The 14,205-nt window shown below is 69.4% G+C and carries 8 protein-coding genes; 6 read left to right on the top strand and 2 right to left on the bottom strand.

Annotated features, from left to right (window positions below; all coding sequences use genetic code 11):
• The first annotated feature begins 2 nt into the window (after positions 1-2).
• The 6 genes from OMP44_RS03200 (at position 3) to OMP44_RS03175 (ending at position 6,586) form a co-directional block, all read left to right on the top strand.
• Positions 3-458 (top strand): chemotaxis protein CheW, encoded by a 456-nt coding sequence (locus OMP44_RS03200; protein ID WP_273862279.1) that lies wholly within the window; start codon positions 3-5, stop codon positions 456-458.
• The gene (locus OMP44_RS03195) at positions 455-1,702 is read left to right on the top strand and encodes a CheR family methyltransferase (RefSeq protein WP_187979685.1); all 1,248 of its coding nucleotides are present in this window, start codon (positions 455-457) and stop codon (positions 1,700-1,702) included. The genes OMP44_RS03200 and OMP44_RS03195 overlap by 4 nt, the downstream gene beginning before the upstream one ends.
• Positions 1,699-2,226: a chemotaxis protein CheW gene (locus OMP44_RS03190; protein ID WP_187979686.1), complete on the top strand. Its 528-nt coding sequence runs from the start codon at positions 1,699-1,701 to the stop codon at positions 2,224-2,226. Before OMP44_RS03195 ends, OMP44_RS03190 begins: the two co-directional genes overlap by 4 nt.
• Positions 2,223-4,409 (top strand): hybrid sensor histidine kinase/response regulator, encoded by a 2,187-nt coding sequence (locus OMP44_RS03185; protein WP_280306399.1) that lies wholly within the window; start codon positions 2,223-2,225, stop codon positions 4,407-4,409. The genes OMP44_RS03190 and OMP44_RS03185 overlap by 4 nt, the downstream gene beginning before the upstream one ends.
• Positions 4,406-5,443 (top strand): chemotaxis-specific protein-glutamate methyltransferase CheB, encoded by a 1,038-nt coding sequence (gene cheB, locus OMP44_RS03180; protein ID WP_280306397.1) that lies wholly within the window; start codon positions 4,406-4,408, stop codon positions 5,441-5,443. Before OMP44_RS03185 ends, cheB begins: the two co-directional genes overlap by 4 nt.
• A 96-nt stretch (positions 5,444-5,539) precedes the next feature.
• Positions 5,540-6,586, top strand: a complete 1,047-nt coding sequence (locus OMP44_RS03175; RefSeq protein WP_273862282.1) for a GGDEF domain-containing response regulator — start codon at positions 5,540-5,542, stop codon at positions 6,584-6,586.
• Here the strand turns inward: OMP44_RS03175 and OMP44_RS03170 are convergent.
• Both OMP44_RS03170 and OMP44_RS03165 read right to left on the bottom strand, forming a co-directional pair.
• Positions 6,583-7,497 (bottom strand): diguanylate cyclase domain-containing protein, encoded by a 915-nt coding sequence (locus OMP44_RS03170; protein WP_133861098.1) that lies wholly within the window; start codon positions 7,495-7,497, stop codon positions 6,583-6,585. The genes OMP44_RS03175 and OMP44_RS03170 overlap by 4 nt on opposite strands.
• 6 nt (positions 7,498-7,503) lie before the next feature.
• Positions 7,504-14,109: a response regulator gene (locus tag OMP44_RS03165; RefSeq protein WP_280306395.1), complete on the bottom strand. Its 6,606-nt coding sequence runs from the start codon at positions 14,107-14,109 to the stop codon at positions 7,504-7,506.
• Positions 14,110-14,205: the final 96 nt, after the last annotated feature.

Here is a 14,205-nt window from a genome sequence, read left to right as displayed (position 1 = left end):
CCATGCAGATCCTGATCTTCCAGCTGGCCGATGCCGCGGCGGCCCTGCCGACGACGGCGATCCGCCAGGTGCTGCCCCTGTTGCAGCTCACCCGCTTCCCTGCTGCGCCGGCGGGCGTCGCCGGCCTGATGAACCTGCACGGCGCGGCGATCCCGGTGGTCGATGTCACCGCCATGAGCGGCGGCCTGGGTGCCCGGGCGCGCCAGGACACCCGCATCCTGCTGGTGGACTTCACCCTGCCCGATGGCCGCAGCCGGCCGCTCGGACTGGTAGTGGAAGGCGTCGCCGGCGTGCGTCGGATCTCCGCCAGCGTGCCGCGACCGGCAGGTGTCCGACTACCCGACTATCCCTGGCTCGGCGAGGTGCTGGAGACGCCCGAGGGCCTCTGGATGTGGCTGGAACCGGATCGCCTGCTCTCACCGGCCCTGGCCGCCCTGCTGTTCCAGGAGGCCGCGTGAAGCTCGATCCCCGGCTGGCGCCCCTGGTACGGGCGCGCACCGGCCTGGCCATCGCCGACGACATGCTCGGTCGCGCCATCCGCCAGCGCCTGCGCGAGCGCCAGGAGGGCGATGCGGAGGACTACATGGCGCGCGTCCTCGACGACGAAGCGGAATTCGCCGATCTGCTGGACCTGCTGGTCATTCCCGAGACCTGGTTCTTTCGCGATCCCCAGGCCATCGCCCATGCCGCCCGCTTCGCCCAGGAACGCCATGCCCGCAGCGGCGCACCGGTGCGGCTGCTCAGCCTGCCCTGCTCCACCGGGGAAGAGCCCTATACCCTGGCCATGGCGCTGTTCGACACCGGCCTGCCGGCCCAGGCCTTCGAGGTGACCGCGGTGGATATCAACGAGCCGTCCCTGGAGCGCGCCCGCCGCGGCCTCTATGGGCGCAATTCCTTTCGCGCCCGCGACCTGAGCTTTCGCGATCGCTATTTCGCACCCGAGGGCGATCGCCATCGCCTGGCCGAACGGGTGCGCAACCAAGTGCGTTTTCGCCAGGGCAACATCCTGCAGCTGGGCAGCCTGCGCGACGGCACCGCCTTCGACGTGGTGCTCTGCCGCAACCTGCTGATCTATTTCGACGACCAGACCCAGGGCCGCGCCCTCAGTCACCTGGCCGCGCTCATGCACGACGACGGCCTGCTCTGCGTCGGCAGTTCGGAGATGGTCAGCGCCATGCGCCACGGCTTCGCCAGCCTGGGCGTGGCCCACGCCTCCGCCCTGGTCAAACGTCAGGCCGTCGCCCCCGAACAACCGCGCCCGCCCACACCGGCTGCGCCGCCACGGCGCAAGGCCGCGCCGCGCCCACCCGCGGCGGCGAACCTGCCTGCGCGCCTGCGCGCCAGAAGCACGCCTTCACCTGCCCCGGCTACCCCCGTCTCCGCCGCCCCTGCGCCGCTCGAAGAAGCCCGGCGCCTGGCCGATGCCGGGCGCGGCACCGAAGCCGAGGCGCTGTTGCGCAACCTGCTCGAGACGGATCGCAGCCAGGCCGGTGCCCACTTCCTGCTGGCGCTGATCCTGCCCGACGCCCGCGCCGCCGAAGCCGAGCGGGCGCTGCGCCAGGCACTTTATCTGGAGCCAGGCCACTACCCCGCCCTCTGTCGCCTGGCGCTGATCTGTGAAAGAGCCGGCCGACTCGACGAAGCCGGACGCCTGCGCGAACGTGCCGCGCGCATCCAGACCCGCGCCGGTGACGAGGCATGAGCCTGAACCGTGAACTCAGCGCCCTGGAGCGCGCCGCCTGGGCCGAGCACTATGCCGAGCCGCTGGACGATCGCCAGGCGCGCTCGGCCAGTGCGCTGGTCTTTCGCCTCGGCGCGGAATGGCTGGGGCTGCCGGGCAGTTGCCTGGTGACCGCCACCGAACCCACCGCCGTGCACCGCGTCCCGCACCGGCGCTCGCCACTGCTGCGCGGCATCGTCCCGGTGCGCGGTCAGCTGCAGCCCTGCATCGCCCTGGAGCTGCTGCTGGCGGTGGCGCCGGCTGAACAGACCCGCGGCTTTCCGCGCCTGTTGCTGCTGCATGTCGGGCGCCGCGACTGGGCGGTGCAGGTAGACGAGGTGCTGGGCCTGCAGCGCTATGCCCCGGGCGAGGTGCAGCCGCCGCCAGCCACCCTGGGCGGCGAGTTGCTCAGCTACCTGGGCGGCGTCTATCGCGAAGGCGCGCACCAGGTCGGCCTGCTCGAGCTGACGCGCCTGGAGCGGGCCCTGGAAGAGGCGCTGCGATGAGTCAGCCGCCGCGCGATGTGCGCGAGATGTCGCTCTACGATCTCTTCGCCAGCGAGGTGCAGAGTCATCTGCAGACGCTGGATGCCGGTCTGTTGCGCCTGGAGCGCGACCCCAGCGACACCGGGGTGATCGAGCCGATGATGCGCGCGGCCCATTCCATCAAGGGCGCGGCGCGCATCGTCGACCTCGACGGCCTGGTGGAGCTGGCCCACGCCATGGAGGACTGCCTGGTCGCGGTCCAGGCCGGACGTCGCCAGCTCGGCCCGGCGGACCTCGATCGGCTGTTTCGCTGCGTCGACGTCCTCGGCGAGGTCAGTCGCCTGGACGAGGCCGCCAGCCAGCGCTGGCAGCGCGAACAGCGCGATAGCCAGCGGGCGCTGGCGCAGGCGCTGAGCGCTGGCGCGGGCGATCCGCCGCCAGCGGCCGCAGGCGCCCCCCGTGAGTCGGCGCCGGCGCCCGTCGTACCCGAAGAACCAGCCCCCGACGTCGAGCGCGGCCGGGACCCGCTGCGGGTGGACAGCGGTCGCTTCAACCAGATTCTCGCCCTCACCAGCGAAGCCCGGGTCATGGGCCTCGGCCTGCATGGCCTGGTCCAGGGTTTCCAGGGCTATCGCGCGGAATTGCAGGGCCTGTTCGGCCAGGCCCAGGCGGTCAGCAGCGAAGTGCGTCAGCGCCAGGAAGGGTTGCTCGATCGCTATCAGCAGCAGCTGCAGGCGCTGGAAGCCTACGAGCGGCGCCTGCTCGGGGTCTGCCAGGGTCTGCTGGACGAGGTGCTGGGGGTGCGCATGCGCCCGCTGCGCGATGCCGTCCAGGGCTTTCCGCGGCTGGTGCGCGACCTGGCCCGGGGCCTGGACAAGGACGCCATGCTGCAGGTGGACGGCGCCGACACCCTGATCGATCGGGAGGTGCTGGCGCGACTGGAAAGCCCGCTCAATCACCTCTTGCGCAACGCCGTCGACCATGGCCTGGAAACCCCGGCCGAACGCCGCGCCCTGGGCAAGCCCGAGTGCGGCCAGATCCGCCTGGAGGCCCGCCATGTCGCCGGCCGCCTGCAGGTCAGCCTGCACGACGACGGCCGCGGCCTGGACCTGGAGCGCATCCGCGCCGCGGTCATCGCCCGGCGCCTTAGTCCGGCGCCGGTGGCCGCCGAGCTGAGCCCGGCGGAGTTGCTGGAGTTCCTGCTGCTGCCCGGCTTCAGTCTCAAGGAGACGGTGACCGAGCTGTCCGGTCGCGGGGTGGGCCTGGACGTGGTGGCCGACGCCATTCGCGCCCTGGATGGCGAGGTGCGCCTGGAAACCCGGCCGGGGCTGGGCTTCAGTACCCACCTGCTGGTACCGGTCAGTCGCTCCATCGTCCGGGCGCTGATCGTCGACATCGCCGGCGAGGCCTATGCCCTGCCGGTCAATCGCATCGAACGGGTGCTGCGCCTGGATCCGGCCGAGGTGCACTCGCTGGAGGGCAAGGCCTTCTTCCTGCTCGGCGAGGATCGCCTGGGGCTGGTCGCGGCGCATCAGCTGCTGGAGCTGGATGGAGCGCCGCCCAGCGGCGATCTCGCCGTGCTGGTGATCGGTGGTGGTGACCGGCGCTACGGGCTGGTGGTGGATCGCCTGCGCGGCGAACAGGGCCTGGCGCTCAAGCCGCTGGACGAGATCTTCGGCAAGTTGCGCTCGGTCATCGCCGGGGCGCTGCTCGACGACGGCAGCCCGGTGCTCCTGCTGGACGTGGCCGACCTGCTCACCGGCATCGAGCGACTGCTCGGCGAGGGCCGCCTGCGGCAGGTGCAGAGCGGCGCCGCCCTCGACAGCCGCAGGGTCAAGCGGATCCTGGTGGTGGACGACTCCCTCACCGTGCGCGAGATGGAGCGCAAGCTCCTGGAAGGCCAGGGTTATCAGGTGGAGGTGGCGGTGGACGGCATGGACGGCTGGAACGCCGTGCGCGCCGGTGAATTCGACATGCTGCTGTCGGATATCGACATGCCGCGCATGAACGGTATCGAGCTGGTGGAACTGGTGCGCCGCGATCCGCGTCTGCATGCCCTGCCGGTGATGATCGTCTCCTACAAGGATCGTCCGGAAGATCGGCTCAAGGGCATGCAGGCCGGTGCCGACTACTATCTGACCAAGGGCAGCTTCCACGACGACGCCCTGATCACCGCCGTGCAGGACCTCATCGGAGCGCCATGAGAATCGCCATCGTCAACGATCTGCTGCTCGCCACCGAGGCCTTGCGTCGCCTGCTGATCGGCGACGGGCGCCATACGGTCGCCTGGATCGCCCATGACGGCGAGGAAGCCGTGGCGCGCTGCGCCGAGGACCGCCCGGATCTGATCCTCATGGACCTGCAGATGCCCCGCCTGGACGGCATCGAGGCGACGCGCCGGATCATGGCGCAGTCGCCCTGCGCCATCCTCATGGTCACCGCCACCCCCGACGACTGCGAAGGGGTGTTTCGCGCCATGGGCGCCGGCGCCCTCGACGTAACCGCTACCCCGGCCTTGAGCGGCGGTGCCGATGGTGGCGCCCTGCTGCGCAAGATCGCCCGTATCGAACCCCTGGTGCGGCTGCCCGAACGGGCCTCGCGCCCGCCCCAGGCCAGCGCTGCCACGCCGAGCACCGCGGCCGAGGCCACCCGCGATAGCCTGGTGGCCATCGGTGCCTCCACGGGTGGACCGGCGGCCCTGGTGAGCCTGTTCGAGACCTGGGCGCCTACCCAGGAGGCCAGCGTGGTACTGGTGCAACATATCGACCGCCGCTTCGCCCCCAGTTTCATCGGTTGGCTCGGCACCCAGATCGCCTGGCCGGTCACCGCCGCCATGCCCGGCGCCCTGCCGGAGCCCGGCCACGTCGCCGTGGCCCTGGGCGACGACCACCTGCTGCTGGATGAGCGCGGCCGCTTCGCCTATACCGCCGAGCCGGTGGACTACCCCTATCGTCCCTCCGTGGATGTGTTCTTTACCCAGCTCGCCAGCCACCCGCTGCGGGCCAGCAAGGCCCTGGGCATCCTGCTGACCGGCATGGGCCGCGATGGCGCCAGCGGCCTCTATGCCCTGCGCCAGAGCGGCTGCCCGACCCTGGCCCAGGACGAGGCCAGCTGTGCCGTATACGGCATGCCCGCGGCTGCGGTTAGAATGGGCGCCGCGGAGCGCATTCTCAGCCCCGCGCAGATCGGCGCCTGGCTGCAAAGACGCTTCGGCAACGGCTCGCGTAACATGACATGAAAGGTCGCCAACAGGAGCGTTGGACGGCGCAGTGGCAGGGATTGGCCAAGAAGAGACGCGGGACGCCCGACCCCGCCCGCACAAGGACTCGCAGTAATGGCCACGCATGAGGGTAACGCCCAGGACAGCCTGACCGCACCCAAGGTGCGCCTGCTGCTGGTGGACGATCAGCTGATCATCATCGAAGCCTTGCGGCGGATGATCGCCGATCAGCCCGACATCGAGCTGCATTACTGCCTGGACGCGCACCAGGCGGTCAACATGGCCCTGCAACTCAAGCCCACGGTGGTCCTGCAGGACCTGATCATGCCCGAGATCGACGGTCTGGAAACGGTCAGGCGCTTCCGCGCCGAACCGGCCCTGCGCGACGTGCCCATCGTGGTGCTCTCCTCCAAGGAGGATCCCCAGGTCAAGGCGCAGAGCTTCGCCACGGGTGCCAACGACTATCTGGTCAAGCTGCCCGACAAGCTGGAACTGCTGGCGCGGGTGCGCTACCACTCCGAGGCCCACGTCCTGCGCGCCCAGCGCGACGAGGCCTTTCGCTTCCTGCGCGAGAGCCAGCGCCAGCTCGCCGAAGCCAATATCCAGTTGCAGAAGCTGGTGGCCATCGATAGCCTCACCGGCATCAACAACCGCCGTCATTTCGACCAGACTTACGAAGGCGAATGGCTGCGCGCCCGGCGCAATCGCCAGCCGCTGGCGCTGCTGCTGTGCGATGTCGACCACTTCAAGCGCTACAACGACACCTATGGCCATCTCAGCGGCGATCTCTGCCTGAAGAAGGTGGCGGCGGTGCTCACCGAGCAACTCAAGCGCCCGGCCGATCTGGTGGCCCGCTACGGCGGCGAGGAATTCGCCATGGTCCTGCCGGAGACCGATGCCGAAGGCGCGCTCAAGGTCGCCGAAGCCTGCCGTGCCGGGGTGGAACGGCTGCAGGTGGCGCACTCCGGCAGCGACCTCGGTTTCGTCACCATCTCCATCGGCGTCGGCAGCATCCAGCCGCAGAGCGGCGACGATCACGAAGCCTTCATCGAATGCACCGACCAGGCGCTGTACCAGGCCAAGGCCGAAGGCCGCAACCGGGTGCATCTGGTCAAGGGCGGCAAGGAGCTGGCGTCCCAGGGCGTTTCGCCAACCGGCTAGAAGCTGCGACTCACCAGGCGATTACGCCCTTCGGCCTTGGCCTGGTAGAGCAGGTTGTCGGCGGCCTTGAGCAGTCCGTCGGGAGTCTGTTCGGGGGTCGGATTGCAGCAGGCCAGGCCCATGCTCATGGTTAGCCAGAGGCGGTCCTCCGCCAGCGGATGAGCGATGCGCAACTCGGCGATGCCCTGCCGGCAGCGCTCCAGCACCGCTTCCGCCGCCGTGCGCGTGGCGCCCGGTAGCAGGAGCACGAATTCCTCCCCGCCATAGCGCGCCAGGCAATCCCGCTCGCGGATGCGCTGCTCCAGCACCTGGGCGACCCGCGCCAGCGCCTGATCCCCGGCGCCATGGCCGTGGGTATCGTTGTACTGCTTGAAGTAATCGATATCGAGCATGGCGATGGCCAGCGAACCCCGCCGGCTGACCGCCAGCTGCCACTCGATCGTCAGTTGCTCGTCGAAGCGACGGCGATTGCCCACCGCGGTCAGCGGATCCATGTGCGCCAATTCCTCGAGCAGCCGTCGCTGACGGGCCAGCTGCAGGTGCAGCCGTACCCGCGCCAGCACGGCCAGTGGATTGAAGGGCTTCTGGATGAAGTCGCTGGCGCCCAGCTCGAAGCACTCCACCTCGCGGTGCAGGTCGTTGGCCGCGGTGATGAAGATCACCGGGATGGCGCTGGTCTCTGCGCGGCGCTTGAACAGCTGGATCAGCTGCAGGCCGTCGATGCCGGGCATCACCACGTCCAGCAGGATCAGATCCGGGTGTTCGCGGGCGGCCTTGGTCAGTGCCTGGACCCCGCTCTTGGCCAGCATGATGCGCGCCTCGTTGCGCAGCAGATCGCCGAGGACGCGCAGATTGCTCTTCTGATCGTCGACGATAAGGATCAACGGCAGCTCGGGACGACGCCCCTCCATCGGCAACTATCCCGACCGTTGTCCGGCCTGCCGCACTCGCCGCAGCAGATCCGCGGTGGCATCGGCGGCATGCTCGAACTCGACGTCGTTCACCCATTCGCGGATCCGTACCACATCGGCGGTGTGCGGGGTGCTCACGCAGGCGCGCAGCAGGGTATCGAGCACCTCCTCGGCAGCGAAATCCGACGTCTGCAGGAGTCCGACCAGGCGTTCGAGCAGGGCTTCCAGCTCCTCGACGGCGGCCTCCTCGCCGCCGGCGACCTCGACCAGGATCTCGTCGAGCGACGCCAGGCACCGCTCGGCCTCGGCCTGCAGGCGGCGCACCTCCTCGCCGATGGGCTGGGCCAGCCGGATCCGGGTGGTCAGGCGTTGCGCCGCGTCCTGCAAGTCCATGGCGCCGACATAGGCGGCGGTGGCCTGCAGGCCGTGGGCGCATTCGAACAGCGCGGTGACATCGTCGGCCGCGCGCCAAGCGGCGATCCGCCCAGGCAATTCGGCCTGCTGCACGCGGAAATCCCGCATCAGCTGCTCATAGAGCTCGGCGCTGCCGCGCAGCAGGCGCAGCGCCGACTCGGGTTCGAGCACCGCACTGGCCCGCGCGCGTGCCAGCACGCCGACCTCCTTCACATCCCCCCCCTCTTCCACTGCCTTGCGCTCGGCGCGCTGCAGCTGCTCGAGATTGGCCCAGGCGGCGATGATACGGAACAGCTCGGCGGGATCGAGCGGCTTGACCAGGTGATCGTTCATGCCCGCATCCAGGCACCGCTCGCGATCGCCGGGCAGGCCGTTGGCGGTCATGGCGATGACCGGCAGCGCGGCCAGCGCCGGGCGGGTGCGCAATTCGCGGGTGGCCGACAGGCCGTCCAGGCGCGGCATATGGACGTCCATCAGCACCAGGTCGTAGCGCTGCCGCTCCAGCTGGTCCAGCGCCACCTGGCCATCTTCGGCCACGTCGATCAGGATGCCGCTGCCCTGCAGGAAGCCGATGACCACCTGGCGGTTGATGGCGTTGTCGTCCACCAGCAGCAGGCGAATGCCCTGCAGATCCACCACGCTTTGGCCCACCGTCGGCGCGGTCACCGGTGTCAGGCCCAGCCCGGACAGCAGTCGCTGCACGGCGGGACCGGTAACCGGTTTGTCGAGGAGTTCCAGACCTGGCAGATCCTCGCCCAGGCTGCGCACCTCTTCCGCCTCGTAGGGCGAGGCCAGCAGGGTCAGCGCCAGCTCCGGCTGACGGAAGCGCAACTGGCGCGCCAGCGCCAGGCCGTCCTCGGCGCCCAGGCGCCAATCGACGATGGCCAGTTCGAAGACCGCCGTGGCCATGGCCGCCAGGGCCTGCTCGGTGGATTCCGCTTCCACCACCTGCATGCCCAGTTCGCGCAGGCGTTGCCCCAGGGTGCGCCGGGCCAGGCCGTGGTCGTCCACCAGCAGGACCTGCCGCGGCGTCTGGCTGGGCAGCCGCTCCGGCTCGCCCACCACCGGCAGGGTCAGACGCAGGGTAAAGCAGGAGCCGCGCCCGGCTTCGCTATGGACCTCGAGGGTGCCGCCCATGAGTTCGGTGAGCTGGCGGGAGATCGCCAGGCCCAGGCCGGTACCGCCATAGCGACGGCTGATGGAGCCATCCGCCTGGGTGAAGGGCTGGAAGAGTTGCGCCTGCTGCGCCTCGGTCAGGCCGATGCCGGTGTCTTCCACCGCCAGGCTGAAATGGGCCCGGCCCGCTTCGCAGACGGCACCGACGCGGATCAGCACATGGCCCCGCTCGGTGAACTTGACCGCATTGCTCAGCAGATTGACCAGCACCTGCTGCAGGCGCAACGGATCGCCTTCCAGCGCCAGGGGAATGTCCGGACCGCAATCCAGCACCAGTTCGACGCCCTTCTCGTGGGCCTTGATGGCGCAGAGATTAAGCGTGCGTTCGAGCACCTTGGCCAGGTTGAAGCCCAGTTGTTCGAGCTGGGTACCACCGGCTTCGTTGCGCGAATAGTCGAGCACGTCGTTGATCACCCCCAGCAGGGTCTCGCCGGAGTCGAGGATCTTGCCGACGTGACCGCGCTGTTCGCCGGACAGCCGGGTGCCCAGGGTCAGGCGGCTGAGGCCGATCACCGCATTGAGCGGGGTGCGGATCTCGTGGCTCATGGTCGCCAGGAACAGCGACTTGGCGGCCGCCGCTTCCTCGGCCCGGATGCGCGCCTGGTCCAGTTCGAGGGTCCGTTCGCCGACGCGCTGCTCCAGGGTTTCGTAGATCTGCGCGTGCTCCAGGGAGATCGCCGCCTGGGTGGCCAGGATGCCCAGCACCTGCAGCCGACCCGGGGTGAAGGCCTGGGCCAGCAGGTTGTTTTCCAGATAGAGGATGCCGATCAGGCGCCCCTGGCGCAGCACCGGCAGGCAACAGACCGACCGCGGGCGCCGCGCGCGAATGTAGGCGTCGCGGACGAAGCGGCCGGCGCGGGCGGCGTCATCGAGGATCACCGGTTCGCGATGACGGATCACGTGGGACACCAGGGTCAGGGGCACCAGGCCCTCGCCGGAGTCCTGTTCGTTCAGCGCCAACGGCAGACCCTGCAGCACCTTGGGCTCGGCCGAGCCGCTGCAGATCGAGGCCTGCACCAGCCAGCGACCGCCCTCGGGCAACAGCAGCAGGCCATGCTGGGCGCCACCCTCCTCCAGGATGATGCGCATCATCCGCGCCAGCAGCTGATCCAGCGCCAGTTCGTTGGAGATGGTCTGCAGCGACTTGAGCACCGACAGCCAGTCCAGCCGCATCATCTCACTGGTGGCCTGACTATGGGTCCGCTGCACCGTCAGGGCAGTGGCCTCGGCGGCGCGCAGCCATTGCGGGAATTCGTTTTCCAGCGCCTGGGCCTTGGCCGCGGCGCCCCAGTGCAAATAGCTGCGCTGGGCGTCCTGCAGGTAGGTCCGGGCGATCCGCGGACGCTGCTGTTCCAGCCAGAAGCGCCCATAGAGTTCCTCGGTCAGCGCCGCGCCCTGGCGAAAGCCGTGCAACCGCGCGGATTCCAGAGCCTGTTCGTAGAGATCCATGGCCGCTTCGACCCGGCCCTCGCGGCGGGCCCGCTCGGCCGCCACCAGGTCACGCTTGTGGGCGAAGTTTTCCGGGCAGTGCGCGGCCCAGCCGTTCAGCCGTTCCTGGGCGATCTCGACCTTGGCCAGCGCCTCACCCGCCAGTTCGCCCTCGGCCAGCAGGATCAGCGCCTGATAGAAGGCGTGCTCGGCGATGCTGAACCAGCCGAAGCTCGCCGCCAGCGAGGCTTCCATGGCTTCGGCGTGCTGCCGCGCCTGGGGCAGCCGGCGGAACAGCAGCGCCGCCTGCATCTTGTTGAAGTCGTAGTAGTTCAGACAGAGCACATGGCCGCTGTCCTGCATCTGCCGCACCAGCGCCGCTTCGTCCTGACCCTCTTCGTCCCAGCTCTCCTGACCTGGGGTGAGCCCCTGCAGCAGCCGCAGCGACTGGCGCAGGATGGTGAAGATCTCCAGGGTGTTGGGATCGCCGATGCCCAGCAGGATCCGCTCGATCTCCGCGGTTTCGCCGAGGATGTCGTCCAGCGGCGCCCCAGCGTGCTGCAGGTGCTTGAGGATGTGGAAGGCGCTGTAGGCGGTGAAGATGATCTCGCCGGTGCGCTGACCGGCGGCCAGGGCCTCGCGCAGCAGGGCGACGTTGTCCGCGATGGGGCTCGACCAGGGACTGTTGGTCACCGCGAACATGGTGTAGACCTTGCACTTGAGCGGCAGGTTGCCGGTGCGGTCGACCAGGTCGACGGCCAGGCGCCCGACCTGGTAACCCAGTTCGTAGCGACCGTGGAAGGCCGACAGCAGCGAGCCGTAGTTGGCATAGCCGAAGGGCGAGAGATCGCCATTGCCGTACTGGATCGACAGCTTGACGATGCGCATGACCGCCAGCAGGCTCATCGGCAGGTCGACGTTGATCGCCGGCCCCCAGAGCAGGCCCAGCAGGCGGATAAGCAACTGGGCACGCGGATCTTCCATGCGTGGCAGGTCGAGCAGCGCCGCCGGACTGCGCTCGGCGAGCCAGGCCTCGACCTCGGCGCTGTCGGCGCCGATGGCCTGGTTGATGGCGTCCGGCGCTTCCGGCCAGGGTTCGTCCAGCACCTGGAGGCCGGCCTTGGCCACCACCAGGGCTTCGGTGAAGCGCCCGAGGCCGCTGTAGAGGTCGATCTGCAAGGCCCGCACCCCGGCTTCCTCGAAGATGGTGAGCGCCCGCGGCAGCAGCACTTCGCAGATGCGCAGGGCCTCGTTGGCATCGCCACAGAGGTGCGCGACCTCGGCCCATTCCCGATGCAGCTGGAACAGCAGCTCATGACGGCTCTCCCAGGCCGCGTCGTCGATCAGCGCGACCGCCGTGCGCAGAAACTCCTGGGCGGCGGGATAGGCATTGGCCTGGCGCGCCTTGCGCGCGGCGTCCAGATTGAGTTCCAGCAGCTGCAGCCGCTCGGCGGGCGTCTCGATCAGCGCCAGCGCCAGGTTGAGGTGATTGACCGCGTCCAGCCGCGTGGCGCTGCCTTCGGCGAGATAGAGCTGACCGGCGCGCAGGTGGACTCGCTCGCGCTCGGCAGGCGCCAGCAGCGAGTGAGCGGCATGGCGTACCTGATCGTGCAGGAAACTGTAGTGCGTGGGCGTCTGTTCCCCCGCCGGGCCGCCTTCGGGCTCGGTGAGCAGGCCTTCCTGCACCAGCGACTGGCAGAGGCGGCGGATGTCCGCGGGCGATTCCGCCATCAGCGCGGCGAGGCGATCGCTGGAGAAATGGGTGCCCAGACAGGCTGCCCACTGCAGCAGTTGCGAGGTGCTCGCCGGCAGCTCCTTGAGCTTGCCGACCATGAAGTCGACGACATTGTCGTAGACGTCCAGGGCCTGCAGCCGCGCCAGCTCCCAGTGCCACTGGCCCTGCTCGCCGTCGAACTCCAGCAGGCCTTCCTGCTGCAGACTGCGCAGCAACTGCTCGATGAAGAAGGGATTGCCGAGGGTCTTGTCCAGGCAGAGCCCGGCCAGGGCCGCCTGCTCCGCCGCCGGTGCCGGCAGCAGTTCGGCGATCAGGCGCTCGATCTCCACCCGCGACAGCGGACCCAGCGACAGGGTACGGATCAGCGCCGCGCCGAGCAGGCGCTCCAGGGCGCTGCCGGCGAGCTGTTCTTCACGATGGGTCGCCACCAGCAGCAACGGCCCCTGGTCGGTCCGCGCCAGCAGGCGCTCGATCAGGCGCAGCGACGCGCTGTCGGCCCACTGCAGATCGTCCAGCCACAGCAGCAGCGGACGGGTGTCCACGGCGAAGGCCAGCAGCAGCGCGATCACGGCTTCGTCAAAGCGTTGTTCGGCCTGTAGTGGCGGCAGTTCGGCCACCGGTGCCTGGGGCCCGAGCCAGGTGGCCAGCTCGGGCGAGACCTCGGTCAGCACCCCGGCGTTGCCACCCAGAGCCTCGACCAGGCGGTCGGCAAAGGCTTCGCCCAGACTCTGCCCGACCTCGACCAGCTCGCGCACGGCCTGGCGCAGGGCGCCATAGGGCACGCCGCTGCCAAGGGTCTCGAACTTGCCGTGGGCGAGCAGCACCCGCTCGCCCTGGCGACGGACGAAGGACTGCACCAGCGCCGATTTGCCCACCCCGGAACTGCCACTGACGAAGACGGCTTCGATCCGGCCCAGGGTCGCCCGCGCCAGCGCCTCTTCGAGCAAACGCAGGGGCGCGCCGCGCCCCTGCAGGGTGCGTACCGGCATCAGGCGTGCCGGCGGATCCTGTTCGCCCAGGGCGAAGCCCCCCCGCTCGCCGGCCTGATGGGCCGCCTGGCAGCGCTGCAGATCGCGCAGGATGCCATAGCAGCCCTGGTAGCGTTCCTCGGCGGCCTTGGCCATGAGTTTGTCCACCAGCGCCGCCAGCATCGGCGGTACCGTCGGCACCCGCTCGACCAGCGAGGGCGCACGCATCGCCAGGTGCGCATGCACCAGTTCGAGCGGGTCCTGGGCGCGAAACGGTGGCTCGCCCGCGAGCATCTCGTAGAAGGTCACGCCCAGCGCATAGAAGTCGCTGCGATAGTCCTGGTGGCGCCCGGTCCGCCCGCTCTGCTCCGGGGCAAGATAGGTGAGCGAGCCCTCCAGGCGGGCATCGCTGCCCTGGACGGTGCCAAAGGCCGTGGCGATGCCCAGATCGGTCAGCCGCAGGCTGCCCGTGGTGCAGTTGCAGACGATGTTGCGCGGATTGAGGTCGTTGTGGGCGATGCGCAACCGGTGCAGCCGCGCCAGGGCACGGACGATGGCCAGCGCCCAGTCGAAGAAGTCATCCAGCGCCAGCGGCCCGGCGGCGAGCAACCCGGCGAGGTCGGTGCCGCCGATGTCTTCGAGCACCAGCACCTGCCGACCCTGGTATTCCAGCAGTTCCAGGGCAGCGCTCACCGCCCCGCTGGCACTGGCCCGGCGGGTCAGTTCGAATTCATGGCGCAGCCCGGCCTGGGCCTGGGGCGTGGGATAGTCGGCGGCCAGCTGCTTGAGGATCACCGGCTGACCATCGGCCAGGCGCGTGCCGCGGTAGATCAGGGCATGGCGGCTTTCGCTCACCCGCGTCTTGCAGCTGTAGCCTGGAATCCTCAACACCGCGCTCGCCTCGATCCTCGGCCGACCGGGCGATACCGGGCCAGCGCCTCAACTATTTCCGTTGCCTTGCTAAAGTCTCAAGGGAACTTTTCGATA

This window comes from Pseudomonas flavocrustae (assembly GCF_029872515.1).
GTDB lineage: Bacteria > Pseudomonadota > Gammaproteobacteria > Pseudomonadales > Pseudomonadaceae > Chryseomonas > Chryseomonas aestiva.
The sequence above is the reverse complement of the archived record's forward strand: the minus strand, read 5'-3'. Positions and strand labels throughout refer to the sequence as shown.

Bases quoted from the DNA above. Each gene is read 5' to 3' on its own strand.
- OMP44_RS03185 (WP_280306399.1), top strand. From the start codon at position 2,223: ATGAGTCAGCCGCCGCGCGATGTGCGCGAGATGTCGCTCTACGATCTC.
- cheB (WP_280306397.1), top strand. From the start codon at position 4,406: ATGAGAATCGCCATCGTCAACGATCTGCTGCTCGCCACCGAGGCCTTG.
- OMP44_RS03170 (WP_133861098.1), bottom strand. From the start codon at position 7,497: ATGGAGGGGCGTCGTCCCGAGCTGCCGTTGATCCTTATCGTCGACGAT.
- OMP44_RS03175 (WP_273862282.1), top strand. From the start codon at position 5,540: ATGGCCACGCATGAGGGTAACGCCCAGGACAGCCTGACCGCACCCAAG.
- OMP44_RS03190 (WP_187979686.1), top strand. From the start codon at position 1,699: ATGAGCCTGAACCGTGAACTCAGCGCCCTGGAGCGCGCCGCCTGGGCC.
- OMP44_RS03200 (WP_273862279.1), top strand. From the start codon at position 3: ATGCAGATCCTGATCTTCCAGCTGGCCGATGCCGCGGCGGCCCTGCCG.